This is a genomic window from Sphaerochaeta sp. UBA5836 (assembly GCF_002432845.1).
Taxonomy (GTDB): domain Bacteria; phylum Spirochaetota; class Spirochaetia; order Sphaerochaetales; family Sphaerochaetaceae; genus Sphaerochaeta.
In genome coordinates this window covers 43,135-62,422 of sequence record NZ_DJGW01000106.1, presented here as the reverse complement: position 1 = coordinate 62,422, position 19,288 = coordinate 43,135, and the positions used below count along the sequence as shown (strand labels likewise).

The following is a 19,288-nucleotide window of genomic DNA, read 5'->3' as shown; positions in this document are numbered from 1 at the left end:
GGGTGTTCAAGCAGCCAAGCCTTGTCCAAGCCATAGATCAGGTACTCATCATTGCCGAAGGAGTGCTCCCAGCCGAAAAAGACAGAGAGGCCTGCCTGGTCTCCTGCCTGCTTTGTGTTCTCGTAGCCCTTGCAAAACTGCTGGACACGCTGCTCCCAAGGCAGGGAACGGGAGATGGAGGAGTTGCCATTGAAAAAATGGTCGGTGACGATGATGCCGCTAAAACCGGCACGCAAATAGGGCTCGATATACTCAGTGCCCCAGCTTACCGAGCAGGCACTGGCTTCCTTGGTATGGAGGTGAGTCTCATAACTGTAGTGTTTCATGTACGACTAGTATACCTTTTTATGAGTTCCATGCACATCCTCCCATTGTTGTAAGGACCTTTCCATGACCAAACCAGCGCATGTGGTTCGGTGACAATTCCCTGTTCATCCACCTGATAGAGCCATTCGCTCTGTGCTCGCCTGTCAACCAGATGTGTCTGGATGAACGACCAGACTGCATGGGCCGCTTCAAGGTATTCCAGCTTCTTTGGATTTCTCTCATAGGCTGAAACAAAGCCAAGGACTGCCTCGGCCTGGACCCAGTGTACGCGCCGACTCCTTAGCTTCTCATTATGGGTTTCATCCACGACGGAGCCATGTTTGTAGGCGTGTTCATATACCTGCTGTGCAAGTGTATCGCACAGGACGCCTAAGCTTTCTGCCAGTTCATCATGGCCCAAGTCTGCTATGCAGTTGGCAAGCATCCAACTCGCCTCAATCTCATGGCCGAACGAGCGATAATCGCTTGCCTTCTGTAACGAGCTGTCAAAGTAGATGGTCAGGGCATTATGCTCTTTGTCATAGATATGTGTGACAAACAATGAACAGAGCATATGGATTTTCTGCAACAGCTTCTCGGAGGGACACGCCTGATAGAGCGTATGATAAGCCTCCAAAAGATGCAGCATCGTATTCATCGTTTTCTCTCCTCCATAGTTGCCTTTGGAGAAGCGCTTGTCATCGTTGGGATTTGACATGAAATCTTGTGAGAGCACCTCCTTGTATCCGATTGTATCAGCAAAATGCAACTCGACCAGCTCTTGCAGCTCCTTTGCCTTTTGCAACGCTTCCTCCTTTCCCGTTAGCCGGTAATAGGAGGTGAGAGCAAGAATTCCATACGCGAAGCTGAAACTGCTCTTCACCGGGTCTTCCACATCGCCATTGTAGGTCAGGGACCAGTAGAGGCCCCCGTACACCGGGTCGAAACAGTGGTGCAGCAGAAACTGGTAGGCGTGGTCTGCCGAGCGGCGGCAATCATCACGGTTGAGCAACGAGGCCGCTTCACTGAAGAAGTACAGTATCCTGCTCGTCTGCACGCTACCTTTGGAAGCTTTCTTATACCACGTGAGGTCGAAGCCGACCTTTCCGTAGTACCCACCATTCTCCTCATCCCTCAGACGAACCCAAAATGGGATAATCGTCTGCTCAAGATGCTCTTGGGCTTGGAGTGCTAGTAGTTTCATCATTCTTTAACCGCTCCTCGAGCAATGCCGTTGTAGATATACCGTTGCAAGAACAGAAATGCAATCAAGATTGGGATGATGGTGATCATGACCCCGGCACAGATATAATTATACTGATTTCCATACTCTCCGGTAAATGTATATAAAGAGGTCGAAATCGTTACATATCGAGTCTTCGATTGCAAGTACAGATTGGCAAGATAGTACTCTTTATAGACAGATACACCCTTGAGAATCAGGACGGTGACCGTAGCCGGCTTAACCAAGGGAAAGAGAATTCGGAAAAAGATCGTAAAATACGAAGCTCCGTCGATGTATGCTGCCTCATCGAGGGAGCGGGGTATGCTATCAAAGAACTGCAGGAATATGTAAATGGCAATGATGTCGGTTCCTGTATAGAGGATGACTATGCCTGGGATTGAGTTGACCAAACCCAAGGTGGTCATAATCTGATACGTGCTTACCTGCATTGTGACTCCAGGGATGAGATTGGCTACAAGAAATGCTCCTTTGACAAGGTCTCTTCCCTTGAAGGAGAAACGATTGATGATGTAGGCAACCATGGTGCCGGTAATCACCGAGCCGATGAGGGTGAAGAATAGAATGAGGGCCGTATTCCAGAAGGCCAACGGCATTTTTGCCTTGGTCCAGGCAGTGGCATAATTTTGCAGGTACAGCCAGCTCTTGGGAAGGTCGAGAGCCCCTGATATGCCGAACTCCTTCACATCCTTGAAGGATGCCAACAGCACGGTTACCAAAGGAAGCAAGGAGACGAAAGCACCAAGGACCAGTGTTGCATAGGTTGCCAGGCGCAACGGATTCAATGCTTTGTTTTTCATGCTCTCTCCCCTGCTTTCTCACCAAACAAGAGGTTGTACAGCACTTTCTGCAGAATGGTTCCGACAAGAATGATGAACAAGAGGACAATAGCCATGGCCGAGGCAAGGCCCACCTTGCCGGCTTCATGAGCCAGTTGATGCATGAGCACCACAAAGGTCGCCGTCCCATTCATTCCATTGGTGATGACATAAGGACCTTCAAACGCACTGAATGAACCCTTTACCATCAGCATTATGTTCAGGGTGACTATGGGTTTGAGCATGGGAAAAATAATGTAGCGGAACTGTTGGATTTTCGTTGCCCCGTCAATCTCGGCTGCTTCATAGAACTCGGGGCTGATGGATTGGATTGCACCGATAAACAGTACCATGCTCTGCCCCATATAACGCCAAATCGAGGTTGCAGCAATGCTGTAGTTGTTGATCGCCCGCTCTTTCAGCCAGTATGGTAGTTCGGCTTTATCAAATCCGATCAGGCTCAACACGGAGTCGAGCACCAAGCCACGAGTATAGAAGTATCGGAAAATGAAGCCCATCGCGATACCACAGACAAGATAGGGAAAAAACAGGGCAGCCTTGAAGAAATTTCCCATCCGCACTTTGAAGCTGAGGATGGTGGCAAAATAGAGGGCCAAGGTCAGTTGGATGACACCGGCTCCCATGTAATAGAAGCTGTTGACCAAAGCTGCCTTGGTATCGGTACGGGAAAAAACATCCTGGTAATTCTTCAGGCCGATGAAAGTCCTAGGTCCCAGGTATTTCATCTTGAAGAAACTGAATTCCACCATCTTAACAAACGGAAGATAGGTGAAGGTAACCAGCAGCGCTATGGGAACCAGGGTAAAAGTTATGATGACTAACCATTTTTGCACTTCACGCTGTTCAAAAAAGGATTGGAGTGCAGGTTTCTGCTGTCGTTCCATGAGAGTCCGCCTTTAGAGGAAGGTGTAGAGCGCTCCCCTGCAACAGTGCAGGAGAGCAAGACTTACTATCTTAGAATGCAGGAGGTAAACTGCATGCTAATACCGATTTTTTGCTGCATAGTCCTTGCCAATGATGGAGACTTGGGCTGCTGTCCAACGCTTGTTCCAATCGTTCATGATGCTGTCAAAGCTCTCCTTGGTCTGGCCCATAGCGGCCTCGACGATGCGGGCTTTCTCGGGATATTTACCCAAGTACAGCTCAGATTCTGCATTCAACTCGTCAAACAAGCCGATATCCTGGGGATGGGGGGGATTATCGAGCACCAAGGTGACCCCGGCGTCTTGCAGGGCTTTGAGTGTCTGGGGGTATGCTTCGCCCTTCACGATTGGAATGCCACCGTAGGTGTAGGAGTAACCGGACTTCTCGGTGAGGAATAAAATGTAGTCGCGTGCGACCTGGTAACGGTCAGCTGAAATATTCTTGTTGATTGCATATGCGTAGTCTGCTGCAATGGTTGCGTACTGTTTACCATTGTTGTTCCATGGGAAGGCGGCAAAGACTATGTCAGAGGGATTGTCTGCTGCTTTCTGTGTGTCGACGGTGGCCCATGATCCGATGACTGTAGCCGCAACTTTGCCTTGGGCCAGCAAGTTCTTGCAGGTGTCCCAGTTGGAGGTTGCAGGGTCGTCTTCCACCAAGTCCTGCGCAACTACGTCGTAGAGCATCTTCATTACGATATAATAGGGTTTGCCGGCAGAGAACGGATTCTCCATATACACCAGCTTGTTCTTGTAGTTTTCATCGCCGGTAAGACTTCCACGGGCATTCCATTCCCAGTCGGCAAGCCTTGAACCGGCACCGTAGTTGCAGTAGAGCGGAATAGCGTTGGTATTGGCTTTTACTTTCCTCAAAGCCTCAAAGAAAGCTTCAGGTGACTTGGGGATTTCTTGGACACCTGCCTGCTGCAGGACCTTCGTATTGTAGAGCACCCCATAGGCCGTACCTGTCGAGGAGATGCCGTAGACATCGCCATCAAGGGAAAAGGCTGAAGCAAATTCATATTTCTTGTCAAAGTCTTCGACTTTCCCCAGCGGGGCGAATAGCTCGGGAAGCTGGGTTTCACTGATAAACATATGGGGAATCATGCACATGTCGCCCCAGTTGTTGCTGGTCCAGCGGATTTCGATATTCTTTTTGTAATCTCCGATCGGTTCATAGATGACTTGTACGTTTGGGTAGATTTTGTTGAATTCAACCTGATACCTGGCAAATTCCTCTTCCAAACCTTGTTTGTGGGTGAGAAACGTGAGCTGCATTGATACATTCTTGTCTACCGGTTGCTGGACGGTTGGGTCTTGAGATTGTGGTTGCGCAGCAGGAGATTCGGATTTTCCTGAGGCAAACAAAACTGATGAGGTGATTGCACAAAGACAGAGCAATGCCACGAGAACCTTCTTTTTCATACATAACTCCTTTTATTAAGTTTACGATAACTTAATATTAGGTTATAAACAGAAAATCTGCTATGTCAACCTTATGATGAGAAAATTAACCAACCCTTTTTTGCATAAAAAGACGGAGGTTGCCTCCGCCCTATGCCTGCATGGAACTGCTTATCCGAATCGATTCAAGGAGTCCCACTCAGCTGGGGTGATTCTAGCTGATGATTGACGTACTGTCAGCGATCCGCAGATTGTCTTTCTCCCGAAATGGGAGTCCGGGTTCGCTATTTTGTTGATGATGCTTTCAGCCGCACTCAATGCCATAAGCGGGATATCGACAGAGAAGGTTGTCAGCGGTGGATTGGAAAGGGTTGTGTACAGGTCCTCGTCGAATCCCACGATGGAAACCTGATCGGGAATCTGCAGTCCCTGCCCTTGAAGCTGCTGCATGAGCCGATATGCGGTTTCGCAGCTTGCACACACATACGCTGTGGGGCTTTTCTTTGGAAGGGCGAGCTCGATCCGTTGGCCCAGCTCATCACAGTCATGGAGCACTAGAGCTTGGTCGGGAGCTATACCCTGTTCCATCAAGGCTTTATAGTAGCCCAGATACCGGTCCATGACAACATTGGAGTACATGGGGTTTCCGACAAAGGAAATCATCCGATGCCCCAACGCAAGCAAATGGTTGGTCAGTGAGTAGCCGCCGTACATATTGTCGCTGATTACTGCATCGGCTTGGTAATTCTCGTAGAAAAAATCGACGAATACATATGGGAAGCCGAAGGCTAGAATGGTTTTCACATAGGAAGGCCGAAGCTGGCCCAGCAGGACCAAGGCGTCCACCTTGTTGTCGCATAGAAGACGGGGAATTTTGCCGGTCTCCTCATCCTCATTCGTTATGAGCTCTACAATCCCATAGTATCCTTGGTTGAGCAGGTGTTTGTTCAGCTCTTGCTGGATGCGCATGTAGGCGCAGTCTCTCTGCATGTGCCGCTCTCCGATGAGAACGCCCACATTGTGGGTTGTCCCATCGCGCATGTCCTTGGCGATGAGGTTCTTTCGATAGCCCATCTCTTTTGCCACTTGGATGATCTGATTGCGTACTTCCTCACTCACTCCTTCCTTTCCACCGAGTGCCTTGGAAACGGTGACGGAGCTGACTGAGAGCCGATTTGCTATATCCTTCATGGTTACTGGCTTTTGCATGATGCATCCATAGTAACGCAAGTAGAGACGAAGGGAAATCATCAGATACGCCTGTAGGGTAGATAATTCTAGATATAAGCTATATCATGCTTAGTAGAGATATACCGAATTAGGAATAGTAAAATGTACAATAATAAAACAATAGCAAAACAAGAAAGAGGCCCTTTCGGGCCCCTCACGCGTTACACTATTCTTGGATCGACATCCTTGGAGTAGTCGATATCAGGAAAGCCGAAGCCGTGAATCTGCTCGTACTCCTCCCAAACTCCAGCCAGGTCTCCCTGAACAAGGGGTTTACCCTCCTGTTGCAAGGCCCAGCGCTTTTCCACTTCCTGCTGGATGTCGCTTCTCATTTCCCAGTCATCAACCCGCACCCTGCCATCACTGTCGGTGGGTACCTGATTGCCGGAAAACAGCATGGTTGTGAAGAGGCGGTAGATTTGCTGGGTGCAGTGTTCGTGGATGTTCTGTTCCTTCATCACCTGATACAGCAAGGCCATATAGAGGGGGACGACGGGAATGACGGCGCTGGCCCGGGTGACCAATGCCTTGTTCACCGAAACATACGCTCTGCCTTCAATGGCTTTCAGCTTATCGGTCAGCTCTGTTGCACTGCCCTCAAGGTGTTCCTTCGCTTTTCCGATGGTTCCCTCGCGGTAGACAGGGTAGGTGATCTTTGGTCCTATATACGAGTAGGCAACCGTCATGGCTTTGTGTGCAAGAAGATTTCTTTGCAACAGGAAGTCAATCCAAAGGCTCCAGTCCTCGCCGCCCATCACCTTCACCGTTTCTGCTATCTGCTCCTCGGTAGCAGGCTCGATGGTAGCCTGCTTGACGATGTCGCTTTCCAAATCAACCGAGAGGGCAGTGAATGCCTTGCCGATGGGCTTGAGCACCGACTTGTACGATTGGCCGGTAACCGGGTCGTTTCTGAGTGGACTGGCAAGCGAGTAGATGACCAAGTCGACCTGGCCGAGCTCTTCTTGGATTTTTTGTGCAACCGCTTCCTTGATCTGGTTGCTGAAAGCATCCCCGAATACCGAGACGGCTTTCAGTCCCCTGCGCTTGGCAATGTCCTCGAAAGCCATCGTGTTGTACCAACCCGGGGTTGCTGTCTTGTTCTCGCCCGGCTCGCGCTCGAAGCTCACGTTGATGGTGTCGCTGTTGTGTCCGAATGCGGCAACGATGCGTGACGAAAGACCATAGCCGGTGGAACCTCCGAGGATGAGCACACGCTTGGGAATCGGCAGGCCTGTCGTGCTCGGATAGTGTGGATTGCCGCTCTGCTTGGCATGAGCTTCAACCCAGGCTATCTGGTTTTCGACATACCGCCTGCACCCGAGCGGGTGGGCGGTAAGGCTCACATTTCTCAGAACTTTCTTGGTAATTATCACATCAGCCTCTTTTATGCTTTATTGTCGCCGACGATGCACATCCAGGCAGCTTCGGCAGCCACCTTCCCGTCGACGGTGATGGTACCGCTTTGGCGGACCATGGCCTGAGAAACGCGGGCATTGTGTACCTCGATGATTGCCGTATCGTCAGGTTTGACTTGATTTCGGAATTTTGCTTTGTCGATGGTTGCCAGAACAAAGAATGCACCATGGGGAAGCAGCCCGGCTTGTACCAGACCAGCCCCTCCGCATTGTGCCATAGTCTCGACCAGAATGACACCCGGTACTACGGGGTAGCCGGGAAAGTGGCCCTTGAAAAAGAAATGGTCGGGTGTAAACACACGCTTGGCAACCGTGTGCTTCTCATCAACTTCCAAGAGCTCATCCAAGAAAATGAACGGATCTCGGTGGGGGATTAAATCAACCGGCGATTCAAATGGTCCAGACATTGTCAGCACTCCTTACAATGGTGTATAGGCTTTGAAGACGAGCACACCGTTATGCCCTCCAAAGCCAAGAGAATTACTCATAGCATAGCGAATTATACCATCTCTTCCTTGGTTCGGTACATAGTCAAGATCACACTCACTGTCTATATTTGTGAGGTTGAGCGTGCAGGGGAAATATTGGTCCCGGATAGCCAGCATGCACACAATCGCCTCTACAGCGCCCGCAGCGGCGATAAGGTGGCTGGTCATGGACTTGGTGGACGAAACCTTGAGATTGTAAGCATGGCTTCCAAAAACACTCTTGATGGCTTTTGTCTCCATGGAATCGTTGGCGGCGGTACTGGTGCCATGGGCGTTGATGTAATCAACCTCCTCGGGCTTTATACCCGCCATCTCAAGGGCGGCCTTCATGGCTCTCGCGGCCCCTTCACCGTCAGGATTCGGGGCGGTGACGTGGAAGGCATCGCAGGTCATGCTGTAGCCGGCAATTTCACCCAGGATCACAGCTCCGCGTGCCTTTGCATGGGATAGCGATTCGAGCACGAGCATTCCGGCACCTTCACCCATGACAAACCCGTCGCGTTCCTTGTCAAAAGGACGACTGGCAATCTGCGGTGTATCGTTGTACTTGGTTGCCAAGGCCTGCAGGCGGCAGAAACCGGCCACGCTGAGCTTGGTGATGGCAGCTTCGGTTCCGCCGCTCAACGCTACGTCGACTTGTCCGAAGCGGATTGCATTGAAGGCAGCACCGATGGCATCGGTTCCGCTTGCACAGGCGGTGACGGTTGTGTGGCAGGGACCTTTGAAGTTGTAATGAATGGCGATATTGCCTGCAGCCTCGTTGCTGATGAGTTTGGGAATTGTCAGGGGGGCGACGGCATGGGGACCTCGCTCAAAAAGCTTTGCAAGGTTCTCCTCTACCACCTCAAACCCACCGATGCCGTTGCCCAGGTATACTCCGCTGCGGTAGGGGTCGTAGCCCCCGTTGTCAAGGCCTGCCTGCTGCATTGCCTGCACTGCTGCATGGACGGCAAACTTCGTAAAGTCCGCCATGCTGCGGGTCTCTTTGCGGTCAAGCAGGTCGGAGGGGTCGAAATCCCTCACTTCCCCTGCAATTTTTGCAGGGTAGTCGGTCGTATCGAATTTGGTGATCGGACCGACTCCCGAAACACCCGCCTTGATGTTGTCCCAGAATTGGGTAATGTTCGTTCCCAAGGGATTTACGGTTCCCATACCGGTTACTACTACTCGTTCAAGCTCAATCATGTTGTCACCCCTTTACATTGCCATGCCGCCATCGACCGCCAGAACCTGGCCGGTGATGTAGGACGCTTTTTCTGATGCTAAAAATGCAACCGCTTCTGCAACTTCCACAGCCTTTCCGATACGCCCAAGCGGTATCTGGGTGGCTATCTGCTCCTTGAGAACACCAGAAAGTGCATCGGTCATAGCGGTATCGATAAAGCCCGGAGCCACGACATTGACCCGCACACTTCGCGAAGCCAACTCACGGGCAAGACTCTTGGAAAAGCCGATGATGCCCGCCTTGCTGGCTGCATAGTTGGTCTGCCCTCCATTGCCCATGATTCCCACGACGCTGGAGATGTTGATGATCGAGCCTTTGCGTTGGCTCGCCATGAGCCTGCTGATCCTGCGGCAGGTGAGGAAGACCGATGTAAGATTGACAGCCAGCACCTCATCCCATGCCTCATCCTTCATCCGCATGATCAAGCCATCGCGGGTGATACCGGCATTGTTGACCAAAACGTCCATACTTCCTGCTTGTTTGATCACACTCTCCAAAGCAGCTTCGGTGCTGCTGCGGTCGGCCATGTCGCAGCCGATATGATGCAGGTTTTCTCTGTCATCCATCTTGGTCCGCGACAGCGACCAGACTTCATATCCCTCTGAGAGCAGAACCTTGACGATCTCGCTTCCAATTCCTCGTGAGCCTCCGGTTACCAAGGCATGTTTCTGTTCACTCATAGTGCTCGTTCCTTTGCATATGCTTGTATTGTTGTTTCTTCACCCAAACTGAGGCAGGATGACTGTACTGCATTGTTCTTGCACAGCCCGGTCAGGACTGTTCCAAACCCGACCTCCGCTATGTCTGCATTCCTTGTTGCCTTGATGCGTTGCATGACGGCAGTCCACCGAACCGGTCTGGCTAATTGCAGGCTCAGGCGCTCGCGGGCATCCAAAGCGGTGGTGATGGGCTTTCCGTCGACGCTGGAGATGACCAAGTCTACGGGATCGGCCATGGCAAGGCCGTCCAAGAAGGTCCTGAACGGCTGTGTCGCCTCCTCCATGAAGGGGGTGTGGAAGGGTCCCGACACCTTCAGGGGAATGAACCGCTTGGCACCTTTCTCCAGGAAAACCGACTTTGCCTGGGTGATGCTTTCACTCAGGCCGGAGATCACCACTTGGTTGGGTGCGTTGTCATTGGCGGCATATAAGCCCTTTAGGTTGAGTTCTTCCAGCAGCACCGTTACTGCTTCGTAGTCGAGGCCGATGACGGCCGCCATGCCCAGTTCGCCCAGCATTTGGCGTGCCTTTCTTGACATTTCATCCATCAAAGCGGTTCTTCTTTGTACGATGGTAAACAGAGTTGCATCGTCGAAGATTCCTGCACTGCAGTAGGCGGCGAGCTCTCCAAGACTGAAGCCGCTGTGGGCTTCAATCTCGATGCCCAGCTCTTTGAGCCGGATGTTTGCCGATCGGCTGGCCAAGGTTATGGCAGTCTGCGCGCACTGTGTGAGCTCCTCCTCCGATCCTTGTGAGAGGAGGGTGTAGAGATTTCGCCCGGCAATGTCGCCGGCCAGTTCAAAGAGCTCTCGCACCGTATGGCTTGCATGGTACAAGTCGATGGCCATCCCTTGCTTCTGTGAGCCTTGGCCGGGGTAGAGTGCTAGTATTGGTGCCATGTCAGTAGTGTTCCTCCATAGGTGAGTCCTGCACCGAAGCCGACGAGCAGCAACCTGTTTCCCTCTTTGAGCAGGCCTTTCTCCTGCATCTCTGCAAGGGCGAGGGGAATCGAGGCTGCCGAGGTGTTTGCATACTGTTCGATGTTCAGATAAAACTTCTGTACATCGATGCCCAACCGCTTTGCACACGCTGCGATGATGCGTTGGTTCGCCTGGTGCGGGACGATCCAGGCGATATCCTCAAAATCCAGGTTGTTTCTCTTCAGCAGGGTTTCGATGGCCTGTCCGATCGAGCGGACTGCAAAAGAGTAGACCGAGCGGCCGTCCATCTTGATCGTGCGGCTCTTGGGATCGATGACCAAGGCCTCGGCTCCGGCAGCCTCCGCCTTCAGGTAGGTATCGAGAATGCCTTCTTGCTCTTGTCTGCTTTCAAGCAGTGCACAGCCGGCTCCGTCTCCAAAGAGAACGCAGGTATTGCGGTCATCCCAGTCTACGACTGAAGAGAGGGTTTCCGATCCCACCACCAATGCATTTTTCATGGCTCCGGTGATGATCATGGCCCTGCCGACCTCAAGAGCGTAGATGAATCCCGTACACCCTGCGCTGATGTCCAGTGCAGGCCCCTTGATGCCAAACCGTTGGGCAAGCAGGCAGGCTGTCGATGGGAACCCGGGGTAGTCGGGAGTTGCTGTTGCGACCACGATGCCATCGATTTCAGCTGCGGTTCTGCCATGGTTTGCGAGCAAATTTTCAACCGCCTTGGTTGCCAGGTCGGCAGTTGTTTCCAGCTCTGCCGCCAGATGGCGCACCGCAATGCCGGTGTGGCTTTTAATCCACTCATCACTGGTATCGACCCTGTGGGAAAGTTCATCGTTGGTGACCACTCTCGCCGGGCTGTAGGACCCGAGGGCGGTGATTTGTATTGATAGTGGAGGCTTCAAGCTCTCCCTCCTTGGTTGCATAGCATAGCCCTATAATTATTACAAAATAGAAATATTTGTCAATATTGACACTAAACAACCGTACCGTTATTATTAAAACAGATTGGATGCAGCCATTGTGCATCCCAATCCCCATTTGTACTGAGGAACAATCATGAATATCATCGACAACCCGGATCTACAGCAGATCATTACCATGTTTGAGAATAGCTCGCTCGCCGAGCTGGAGCTTTCCAGCTCAGGCTACAGCCTCAAACTCAAGCGGAATACAACAAGCGCTGAGTTTGTTGGGTCCGTCCCCAAACCTGAAATCGCAAAGAGTACACCGGTTGAAACAAAGCCGGCGTGTGAAGTGATCACCAGTCCCATTGTAGGGACGTTTTATCTGACTCCAGCCCCTGATGCTCCACCCTATGTACGGGTTGGAAGCACGGTGGAACCTGGTGCGGTACTCTGCACCATCGAGGCAATGAAGCTGATGAACCAGCTGGAAGCCGATTTCGCCTGTGAGATTGTGGAAATCCTGGCCGACCCCGAGCAGATGGTCGAATTCGGTCAGCCGCTCTTCAAGGTAAAGCGCGTATGATTGGTTCGATTCTGATCGCCAACCGGGGCGAGATCGCCGTGCGGGTGGTTCGAGCCTGCAAGGATTTGGGCATCCGCTCTGTGGTCGCCTATTCGACCGCCGACAAGGAAACGCTGGCTGTACAGATGGCCGATCAGGCGGTATGCATCGGCGGACCTGAAACCAAGGAGAGCTATCTCAAGAGCAAAAACATCATTATGGCTGCCTGCCTGACTCGTTGCGACGCCGTCCATCCCGGAGTCGGCTTTCTCAGTGAGAATGCAGGCTTCGCCAAAGCGGTGGAGGATGCCGGTCTGATCTTCATCGGCCCCAGAAGCGAGACCATCGCCCTCTTGGGCAACAAGGTGGCGGCCCGCAAGGCTGCCTTGGAAGCGGGGCTTCCTATAACGCCGGGAAGCAAGGAAGCGATTGCCGATCTTGAGGATGCCAAACAAACAGCCGCCCAGATCGGGTATCCGATCATTCTCAAGGCTGCAGCCGGCGGCGGAGGCAGGGGCATGCGCATCGTGCGCAAACAGTCCGAGCTTGCTTCCAATCTTGCCCTTGCCAAGAAGGAGGCACTGCTCTTCTTTGGTGACGACTCGGTGCATATGGAGCGCTACCTGGAGCAGCCCAGACACCTCGAGGTCCAGCTGCTCAGTGATGGTCAGGGTACGGTTGTGCATCTTGGGGAGCGTGACTGCTCGGTGCAGAAAAACCATCAGAAGCTCTTGGAAGAGAGCCCGTCACCAGTACTCAGCGATAGCCTGAGAAATGCAATGTGCAATGATGCGGTGCGCCTGTTTCAGGAATTGGGCTATCGTGGTGCCGGAACTGTTGAGTTTTTGCTTGACGGTGATGCATACTACTTTATGGAAGTCAATGCGCGCCTGCAGGTCGAGCACCCGGTCAGTGAACTGGTCTCGGATATCGATCTGGTGCATGCACAAATCCAAATCGCCCAAGGAAAAGCCCTGTCGTACTGTCAATCTGATGTACGGTGCAAGGGCTACAGCCTTGAGTGCAGGATCAACGGCCTGAGCGCCGGTCACATCAAGACCTTCGTCATGCCTTCAGGCCCCCATGTCCGTGTCGACACCTACCTGCAAGCCGGTTCGGTTCTCAGCCCATACTACGACTCCCTGATGGCAAAAATCATCGTCCACACCCCGACTCGCGAGATGGGCCTGGCGGTCATGCTGCGAGCCCTCGATGAAGTCGTCATCGAAGGGGTGAAAACCAATATCGAGGAGCAGAAACTGCTCATCCAAAGTCGTCCGTTCTCAAGCGGACGATTCTCAACCGACCTGTATGCAAAGGTCATCGCCCAGGAGAAACACCATGGTTGAACTCTGTCCAAACTGCCAGAAGGAAGTTGAATCCGGTCCGTATCGGATCTGCCCCTCCTGCAACTACTATTTCCCCCTCACTGTCCAGCAGCGCATCGCCCTCTTCGCCGATCCCGGCTCATTTGTGGAGATGGCAACAGAGATGAAGTCGATGAACCCCATCTCCCTTGCAGGGTATGAGGACAAGTTGAAGGAAAACGAGAAAAAATCGTCGCTCAGCGATGCCGTTTCCATCGGCAGCTGCAGTATTGAAAACCAGCCGGTGATTGTCGGCATTATGTCTTTCGCCTTCATGGGTGGAAGCATGGGCTCGGTGGTTGGTGAGAAAATCACCCAGGCAATGCTTGAAGGAGCCCTCAGGGGGGAGCCGGTCATTCTCTTTACGGCAAGCGGAGGTGCTCGGATGCAGGAAGGCATTTTCAGCCTGATGCAGATGGCCAAAACCGCCAGTGCCGCCGCCCTGATGGAGGAGACCCGGACTCCGCTTTTCTTGGTGCTCACCAATCCCACCACCGGCGGAGTGACAGCCTCCTTTGCGATGCTCGGAGATGTCATTCTTGCCGAGCCGGGGGCGGTCATCGGCTTTGCAGGCCCCCGGGTCATCGAAGGCACCATCGGTCAAAAACTGCCTGAGGGATTTCAACGCTCCGAGTTTCAGCTCAAGAAGGGCTTTATCGATGCGTTGGTGGAACGGGCGAGTCTTCGTTCGACTCTCTCATTTTTGATCAAAACCCACACCAAGGGGGGTGCTGTGTATGCATGAAGAACAGAAACCGGAGCTCGAACAGACACTGGACCAGATAGAAACTCTTGCAAAGAACCATGAAACACGTGAAGGTGCCTCCTCTTGGGAGTGTGTGCTGCGCTCGCGCCAGCAGGGCAGGCCGGGGGCGAAGCTGTTCATCGACCTGATCTGCGACTCGTTCATGGAGATGCACGGAGACCGACTGTACGGCGACGATCCCGCCATGATCGGGGGGGTGGGCCTGGTGGAAGGCAGGGCGATTACCTTCATCGGGAACCGCAAGGGAGCCAACCTGAAGGAGAATGTGCTGTGCAACTATGGCATGAGCAATCCCGAAGGGTATCGTAAGGCTCTCAGGCTGGCAAAGCAGGCTGAGAAATTCGGTCGACCCATCGTGTGCTTCATCGACACACCCGGTGCCTATCCCGGCCTCGGGGCCGAGGAGCGGGGTATCGGGGAGGCGATTGCCCAGAACCTGAAGGTGTTCTCTACGCTGAAGACTCCCATTCTGTGTTTCATCATCGGTGAAGGCGGTAGCGGCGGTGCTTTGGGAATAGGAGTCGGAGACAAGCTGTATATGCTGGAGCATGCCGTCTATTCAGTCATTACGCCTGAAGGATTTGCCTCCATATTGCTGCGTGACCCCTCCAAGGCCAAGGAAGCGGCGGAGGCTATGAAAATGACCAGCTACCATCTCAAGGAGTTCTCCGTCATCCACGATATTATTGCCGAGGGCAGTGCACAGGAGACTGCGATGCGCATCAAGCAGACCATCCTGCGGGACTTGGATGTATTGTGCTCAAAGCCTGCCGAGCACTTGGTCCGCTACCGGATCAAGAAGATCCGGGGCATCGGTGAGGTGTCGGGAGGCAAAGAGTGGTGGCAGCCGCTTTTGGAAGTGTTCAAGAAAACCCAAAGTCTGAGTTAGATTTTGGCAGCGTTCTTCTCCATGTCCCTCAAGCCCCGGAAGAAGAACCATGAGGTCACCACAGTGGCCAGTGCATCGGATATTGGTGCCGACCAGAGGATTCCTTCCATACCGAAAAAGTGAGCAAGGATGAGAATGGCCGGAATGAGGAAGAGACCTTGGCGGGAGAGAGTGAGCGCCATGGCGATTTTGCTCTTTCCGATAGCTTGGAAAAAGCTTCCTGCTATGATTTGATACCCTACCAGCGGAGTGAAGAGGAACCATCGCTTCAGGGCGAAGGTTCCCAGCTCCAGCAGTTCAGGTTCCCTGTTGAATATGCCTACCATTGCGGAGGGGAAGAGGCGGGTGGCAAGGTAGCCGATCATGACCACCGAGGTGGCGCTGAGGATGCCCAGCTTCGCTGCCTCCTTGACCCGGTCGTACTGATTGGCGCCGAAATTGTAGCTGATAAGCGGCTGCACCCCTTGGTTGATGCCGATTACCGGCATGATCAGCAGGGTCTGCAGGCTGTGGACGATGCCCATCGCCGAGATGCCTAGGTCTCCTCCATGGGTGATAAGGGTTTTGTTCAAGACTACATTGAGCAGGCTTGATGTTATCTGGAGGGTGAAGGGTGGGATTCCCAAGGTGACGATCAGTTTGATCACCGCCCACTCGGGTTTGAGGGCTTTCAGCTTCAGCTTTACATGGCTTCGTTTGCCTAGAAAATACGACACAACCCAGATGAAGGAGAAGCTTTGGCTGATGATGGTAGCCAAGGCTGCTCCTTCCATGCCCCAATCGAGAGCGTAAATGAATATCGGATCGAGGATGATGTTGGTGCCGGCTCCTAGAAACATGGAGAGCATGGCAACTTTGGGATTGCCGTCTGCTCGGATGAAGTGATTCAAACCCATGCTCGTCACACCGAACACCGAACCAAAAATAATAACACGCAAATAGCTCATTGCATAAGGGAGCACCTCGGTGCTGGCGCCGAATGCAATGAGGATGTCTTTCAAAAAGATTTGGCCGGTTATCATAAAGACCAAGCCGCCGCCGATCAGCAAGAGGAAGGCGTTTTCCAGCACATGCACAGCCTCTGCTTCCTTCTGCTGGCCTAAGCGGATCGAGAAGAGGGTGGCGCCTCCGATGCCGAAGAGGACCCCCATGGCCATGAGAATGATCATGATGGGGAAGGCGATGGTGATGCCGGCTATGCCGTTGGCCCCGAGTGAAGGGCTGTTGCCGATGTACATGCGGTCGATAACGTTGTAGAGGGCGTTGACCATCATGCCGACAATGGCAGGGATGGAAAAGCGCATCAGCAGCTTGAAAATGGGCTCGGTTCCCAAGGGATTGGTATGGATTGCTTCAGCATGCATGGTTCTGCTCCGATGTTTCATGCAAGAGTATGGTTTGGAGGTTTGCACAGATCATCTGGTATGTTTCTTCACCCACCAGCTCAGATGCCTTACCGTTCCAGGCACGCACTTCGCCCGTTATATCCTCTCTCAGCTCTTTTGCTTTGTCGGTGAGGTGGATGCACTTGCAGCGCTTGTCCCTTGCATCGACCTGACGCTGGATATACCCCTTGTTCTCCAGGGAGGTGAGGGCGCGTGTCGCCGCGGCCTTGTCGATGGCCAGGAGGCTGCACAGCTGTTCTTGTGTGCAGCCTTCCTGTTGGTAGAGGGTCATCAGGAACCCAATCTCGCCGCTTGAGATGCCCCACTGCTTGAGGGCCCGGTTGATATACATCGCATGGCTTCGATGAAGGATTGCCACGAGGCGTGAAAGACTGTATTGCATGGTGGACACTGTAGGGATTTATAGTTGACATGTCAACTAATATTGGTCTGCTTTCCGTCCATCCTTCGTGATATACTGGCCCTACTATGGAAACACGACCTACAATCGCCATCATGTACGACTTTGACAAGACGCTGACCACCCGCGACATGCAGGAGTACACCTTCATTCCCAATCTGGGGCTCAGTGCCTCCGAGTTCTGGCAGAAGGCAAACACCCTTGCCCGCAGCCAGGGCATGGACAGCATCCTTTCCTACATGAAATTGATGCTCGACGAGTCGAGAAAGCAGGCAAAACCGATCAGGCGGAGCGACTTTGTCGCCCTTGGAAAGGAGCTTGAATTTTTTCCGGGTGTCCTCGGTTGGTTTTCCCTTATCAACAATCTGGGAGAAAAGCTTGGTCTTTCCATCGAGCACTACATCATCTCCTCGGGACTCAAGGAGATCATCGAAGGATCGGCGATCGGGTTTGAGTTTCGTCGCATCTATGCCTGTGAGTACCTCTATGATGAAAACGGTGTCGCGGTATGGCCGAAGCTGTCGGTCAACTATACGGCCAAGACACAATTTCTCTTTCGGATCAACAAGGGTGTGCTCGATGTCTATGAGGACCAAGCCCTGAATGCCTATAAGGCGGAAACCGAACGAAGCATCCCGTTCCGCAATATGATTTACATCGGCGACGGCCTCACCGATGTGCCTTGCATGAAGCTGGTCAAGCAGAATGGAGGCAAGAGCATCGCCGTGTATATGCAGGGCAAAGAGGAAATCGCCCACCGCCTGATGGTTGAGGACCGCATCAACTTCTATACACCTGCCGATTATACCGACGGGGGAGAACTCTTTGGTTTGGTGTCTACCATCCTTGAAGAGATGAAGGCTTGCAATCGATTGGAAACTGCAAGCATAGAAATGAAGTATAAAGCAAGCAAATCTGTGTGAGGCTTCTTTACCGGCTTTGCGTGCATCGATTCCTTCCGAGCTTGGATGTGATGAGGTTGCATACCGCATCCTTGTCCTCTACCACTTCATAGGGGATGAGGAACGCCCTGTCCCGCGTTATGAACAGGTAGATGCACTCCTTCTCGAAATACGCATGATACACATCCTGCCAGCGGTAGCTTGCTTGTTCCTTTTCGTTGGAAATAGCCACTGCATCCGAGTCCTCGCTGAATTGCAGCGTGTAGACCAATCTTGGTGGGTTGAGCTTTTGCAGCTTTACCTGCTTTTTTACGGTGGCGAAGAAGGATGCGAAGTAGACGACAGGCACTCCCAATCCCACCACAAGGAGAACGGTACCCAAGAGTACGGCCCCTTCGACTTGGTACATCACAAAGCAGATGATGGCCGAGAAGGTGAGAATGGATGCAAAGATGACCGGACTTCTGTACAGTTTGAGGCGCTTGAGGATGTTGAAGATGAGAAATTGCCTATAGTGTTGTTCATTGAGTTTTACTGCGATTGTCATGCTGCCACTATAGCATGAACAAGGCGACAATGCACATTCCGGCAAAAAGGGACTGTATCTAACCTGCCGCTTGTATGTATAATTCGAGTACCCATGGATACACATAAGAAAAAACGCCTACACTTGAATCTCTTCCACAGGATATTTCTCTTTCTCATTGTTTTTATCCTCTTTATATTTCTGCAGCTTGGGATTTCCGCCTATCAGGGAAAGTACATCATGGACCCGATACAGAAGAGTGCCGGCAATGTGCAGAAAATCAGCCTGCTTCTCAATTCCTTGGGACAAACCCGTGATGTGCTTGCCTCCTACCGTTGGGATTTCGGGGATATTGCCTCCTTGGTCTCCGAGCTGAGACGGGGAAATGAGATTTCTGAGAGTAGTCTGGAACACATAGATACTGATTTGGCCAGCATAGGGGTGGAGCAGTACCTGCTGGTGCAAGCGGTGAATACCACCTATGCCAACTTTCGAGACTACCTTTCCGTAATGCAGGAATACCTTCTCACGAATAATATCGATAAGGCATCGGCGGTGTACTACTCCGATGTTGAACCCTGCCTGACCTACTTGTCACAGTATGTACAACAGCTGATCGAGCGGGCAATCATGGATAACCAATCCACCTATGACCGGCTGATGAAGCTCAACGATGACTTGGATTATGTGTATGGATTGACGGTTCTGGTGATGCTCCTCTTCGGCTTTGCCGCTTTCAAGGAAGTGATACGGCTGCTCTCCATCGTACAGGAGATGGCCCAATCCTCGAAGGCGATTACCGCCGGGGACTATGACAGGCCGGAGATATCGGAGC

At 52.4% G+C, this 19,288-nt stretch carries 19 protein-coding genes and 2 pseudogenes; 6 read left to right on the top strand and 15 right to left on the bottom strand.

Translation table 11 applies throughout. The annotated features are described in order from the left end of the window. From B3F49_RS10300 to B3F49_RS10245, 12 genes and pseudogenes are all read right to left on the bottom strand, one after another. Nucleotides 1-326, bottom strand: a pseudogene (locus B3F49_RS10300) (histidinol-phosphatase); the annotation flags it as partial. Beyond that, nucleotides 323-1,513 carry an AGE family epimerase/isomerase gene (locus B3F49_RS10295; RefSeq protein WP_293892546.1) on the bottom strand — a complete coding sequence of 397 codons (1,191 nt, stop codon included), beginning with the start codon at nucleotides 1,511-1,513 and terminating at the stop codon, nucleotides 323-325. The pseudogene B3F49_RS10300 and the gene B3F49_RS10295, both read right to left, overlap by 4 nt. Next, nucleotides 1,510-2,349 (bottom strand): carbohydrate ABC transporter permease, encoded by an 840-nt coding sequence (locus B3F49_RS10290; RefSeq protein WP_293892543.1) that lies wholly within the window; start codon nucleotides 2,347-2,349, stop codon nucleotides 1,510-1,512. The genes B3F49_RS10295 and B3F49_RS10290 overlap by 4 nt, the downstream gene beginning before the upstream one ends. Beyond that, complete coding sequence (locus B3F49_RS10285) at nucleotides 2,346-3,272, bottom strand: carbohydrate ABC transporter permease (RefSeq protein ID WP_293892540.1); 927 nt, start codon at nucleotides 3,270-3,272, stop codon at nucleotides 2,346-2,348. Before B3F49_RS10285 ends, B3F49_RS10290 begins: the two co-directional genes overlap by 4 nt. 96 nt (nucleotides 3,273-3,368) lie before the next feature. Then, nucleotides 3,369-4,589 carry an ABC transporter substrate-binding protein gene (locus B3F49_RS10280; protein ID WP_293910841.1) on the bottom strand — a complete coding sequence of 407 codons (1,221 nt, stop codon included), beginning with the start codon at nucleotides 4,587-4,589 and terminating at the stop codon, nucleotides 3,369-3,371. A gap of 297 nt (nucleotides 4,590-4,886) precedes the next feature. After that, entirely contained in the window at nucleotides 4,887-5,924 is a 1,038-nt protein-coding gene (locus B3F49_RS10275) for a substrate-binding domain-containing protein (RefSeq protein WP_293892534.1), read from the bottom strand. A gap of 182 nt (nucleotides 5,925-6,106) precedes the next feature. Further along, nucleotides 6,107-7,318, bottom strand: coding sequence for an enoyl-ACP reductase FabV (gene fabV / locus B3F49_RS10270; protein ID WP_293910839.1), 1,212 nt, complete (start codon nucleotides 7,316-7,318; stop codon nucleotides 6,107-6,109). Between the two features lie 11 nt (nucleotides 7,319-7,329). Next, nucleotides 7,330-7,767 (bottom strand): 3-hydroxyacyl-ACP dehydratase FabZ, encoded by a 438-nt coding sequence (gene fabZ / locus B3F49_RS10265; RefSeq protein ID WP_293910837.1) that lies wholly within the window; start codon nucleotides 7,765-7,767, stop codon nucleotides 7,330-7,332. A gap of 12 nt (nucleotides 7,768-7,779) precedes the next feature. After that, nucleotides 7,780-9,033 carry a beta-ketoacyl-ACP synthase II gene (gene fabF, locus B3F49_RS10260; RefSeq protein ID WP_293892525.1) on the bottom strand — a complete coding sequence of 418 codons (1,254 nt, stop codon included), beginning with the start codon at nucleotides 9,031-9,033 and terminating at the stop codon, nucleotides 7,780-7,782. 12 nt (nucleotides 9,034-9,045) lie between these two features. Further along, nucleotides 9,046-9,753, bottom strand: coding sequence for a 3-oxoacyl-[acyl-carrier-protein] reductase (gene fabG / locus B3F49_RS10255; RefSeq protein WP_293910835.1), 708 nt, complete (start codon nucleotides 9,751-9,753; stop codon nucleotides 9,046-9,048). Beyond that, nucleotides 9,750-10,691, bottom strand: coding sequence for an ACP S-malonyltransferase (locus B3F49_RS10250; RefSeq protein WP_293910833.1), 942 nt, complete (start codon nucleotides 10,689-10,691; stop codon nucleotides 9,750-9,752). The genes fabG and B3F49_RS10250 overlap by 4 nt, the downstream gene beginning before the upstream one ends. After that, complete coding sequence (locus tag B3F49_RS10245) at nucleotides 10,676-11,632, bottom strand: beta-ketoacyl-ACP synthase III (protein ID WP_293910831.1); 957 nt, start codon at nucleotides 11,630-11,632, stop codon at nucleotides 10,676-10,678. Before B3F49_RS10245 ends, B3F49_RS10250 begins: the two co-directional genes overlap by 16 nt. 154 nt (nucleotides 11,633-11,786) lie before the next feature. On the opposite strand from B3F49_RS10245, the gene B3F49_RS10240 reads away from it, so the two are divergent. From B3F49_RS10240 to B3F49_RS10225, 4 genes are read left to right on the top strand one after another with little or no spacing between them, the layout of a single operon-like run. Further along, complete coding sequence (locus B3F49_RS10240) at nucleotides 11,787-12,218, top strand: acetyl-CoA carboxylase biotin carboxyl carrier protein (RefSeq protein ID WP_293910829.1); 432 nt, start codon at nucleotides 11,787-11,789, stop codon at nucleotides 12,216-12,218. Beyond that, complete coding sequence (locus tag B3F49_RS10235) at nucleotides 12,215-13,546, top strand: acetyl-CoA carboxylase biotin carboxylase subunit (RefSeq protein ID WP_293910827.1); 1,332 nt, start codon at nucleotides 12,215-12,217, stop codon at nucleotides 13,544-13,546. Before B3F49_RS10240 ends, B3F49_RS10235 begins: the two co-directional genes overlap by 4 nt. Beyond that, complete coding sequence (locus tag B3F49_RS10230; protein WP_293892507.1) at nucleotides 13,539-14,309, top strand: acetyl-CoA carboxylase carboxyltransferase subunit beta; 771 nt, start codon at nucleotides 13,539-13,541, stop codon at nucleotides 14,307-14,309. The genes B3F49_RS10235 and B3F49_RS10230 overlap by 8 nt, the downstream gene beginning before the upstream one ends. Next, nucleotides 14,302-15,219 (top strand): carboxyl transferase domain-containing protein, encoded by a 918-nt coding sequence (locus B3F49_RS10225; RefSeq protein WP_293910825.1) that lies wholly within the window; start codon nucleotides 14,302-14,304, stop codon nucleotides 15,217-15,219. The genes B3F49_RS10230 and B3F49_RS10225 overlap by 8 nt, the downstream gene beginning before the upstream one ends. Here the strand turns inward: B3F49_RS10225 and B3F49_RS10220 are convergent. Continuing rightward, nucleotides 15,216-16,583: an MATE family efflux transporter gene (locus B3F49_RS10220; RefSeq protein ID WP_293910823.1), complete on the bottom strand. Its 1,368-nt coding sequence runs from the start codon at nucleotides 16,581-16,583 to the stop codon at nucleotides 15,216-15,218. The two genes, B3F49_RS10225 and B3F49_RS10220, sit on opposite strands and share 4 nt — an antisense overlap. Further along, nucleotides 16,573-17,007, bottom strand: a complete 435-nt coding sequence (locus B3F49_RS10215) for a MarR family winged helix-turn-helix transcriptional regulator (protein ID WP_293910821.1) — start codon at nucleotides 17,005-17,007, stop codon at nucleotides 16,573-16,575. Before B3F49_RS10215 ends, B3F49_RS10220 begins: the two co-directional genes overlap by 11 nt. An 86-nt stretch (nucleotides 17,008-17,093) precedes the next feature. Here B3F49_RS10215 and B3F49_RS10210 point away from each other — a divergent pair, with 86 nt between their 5' ends. Beyond that, the gene (locus B3F49_RS10210; RefSeq protein WP_293910819.1) at nucleotides 17,094-17,948 is read left to right on the top strand and encodes an HAD family hydrolase; all 855 of its coding nucleotides are present in this window, start codon (nucleotides 17,094-17,096) and stop codon (nucleotides 17,946-17,948) included. Between the two features lie 7 nt (nucleotides 17,949-17,955). Here the strand turns inward: B3F49_RS10210 and B3F49_RS10205 are convergent, their stop codons facing one another. Continuing rightward, nucleotides 17,956-18,474: a YcxB family protein gene (locus B3F49_RS10205; protein ID WP_293892494.1), complete on the bottom strand. Its 519-nt coding sequence runs from the start codon at nucleotides 18,472-18,474 to the stop codon at nucleotides 17,956-17,958. 93 nt (nucleotides 18,475-18,567) lie between these two features. Between B3F49_RS10205 and B3F49_RS10200 the strand changes: the two are divergent. Then, a pseudogene (locus B3F49_RS10200) lies at nucleotides 18,568-19,288 on the top strand (two-component sensor histidine kinase); the annotation flags it as partial.

Excerpts from the sequence above, each read along its gene's own strand:
- B3F49_RS10295 (WP_293892546.1), bottom strand. The coding sequence starts at position 1,513 with ATGATGAAACTACTAGCACTCCAAGCCCAAGAGCATCTTGAGCAGACG.
- B3F49_RS10290 (WP_293892543.1), bottom strand. The coding sequence starts at position 2,349 with ATGAAAAACAAAGCATTGAATCCGTTGCGCCTGGCAACCTATGCAACA.
- B3F49_RS10285 (WP_293892540.1), bottom strand. The coding sequence starts at position 3,272 with ATGGAACGACAGCAGAAACCTGCACTCCAATCCTTTTTTGAACAGCGT.
- B3F49_RS10280 (WP_293910841.1), bottom strand. The coding sequence starts at position 4,589 with ATGCAGCTCACGTTTCTCACCCACAAACAAGGTTTGGAAGAGGAATTT.
- B3F49_RS10275 (WP_293892534.1), bottom strand. The coding sequence starts at position 5,924 with ATGCAAAAGCCAGTAACCATGAAGGATATAGCAAATCGGCTCTCAGTC.
- fabZ (WP_293910837.1), bottom strand. The coding sequence starts at position 7,767 with ATGTCTGGACCATTTGAATCGCCGGTTGATTTAATCCCCCACCGAGAT.
- fabF (WP_293892525.1), bottom strand. The coding sequence starts at position 9,033 with ATGATTGAGCTTGAACGAGTAGTAGTAACCGGTATGGGAACCGTAAAT.
- fabG (WP_293910835.1), bottom strand. The coding sequence starts at position 9,753 with ATGAGTGAACAGAAACATGCCTTGGTAACCGGAGGCTCACGAGGAATT.
- B3F49_RS10250 (WP_293910833.1), bottom strand. The coding sequence starts at position 10,691 with ATGGCACCAATACTAGCACTCTACCCCGGCCAAGGCTCACAGAAGCAA.
- B3F49_RS10240 (WP_293910829.1), top strand. The coding sequence starts at position 11,787 with ATGAATATCATCGACAACCCGGATCTACAGCAGATCATTACCATGTTT.
- B3F49_RS10235 (WP_293910827.1), top strand. The coding sequence starts at position 12,215 with ATGATTGGTTCGATTCTGATCGCCAACCGGGGCGAGATCGCCGTGCGG.
- B3F49_RS10230 (WP_293892507.1), top strand. The coding sequence starts at position 13,539 with ATGGTTGAACTCTGTCCAAACTGCCAGAAGGAAGTTGAATCCGGTCCG.
- B3F49_RS10225 (WP_293910825.1), top strand. The coding sequence starts at position 14,302 with ATGCATGAAGAACAGAAACCGGAGCTCGAACAGACACTGGACCAGATA.
- B3F49_RS10220 (WP_293910823.1), bottom strand. The coding sequence starts at position 16,583 with ATGCATGCTGAAGCAATCCATACCAATCCCTTGGGAACCGAGCCCATT.
- B3F49_RS10215 (WP_293910821.1), bottom strand. The coding sequence starts at position 17,007 with ATGCAATACAGTCTTTCACGCCTCGTGGCAATCCTTCATCGAAGCCAT.
- B3F49_RS10210 (WP_293910819.1), top strand. The coding sequence starts at position 17,094 with ATGGAAACACGACCTACAATCGCCATCATGTACGACTTTGACAAGACG.
- B3F49_RS10205 (WP_293892494.1), bottom strand. The coding sequence starts at position 18,474 with ATGACAATCGCAGTAAAACTCAATGAACAACACTATAGGCAATTTCTC.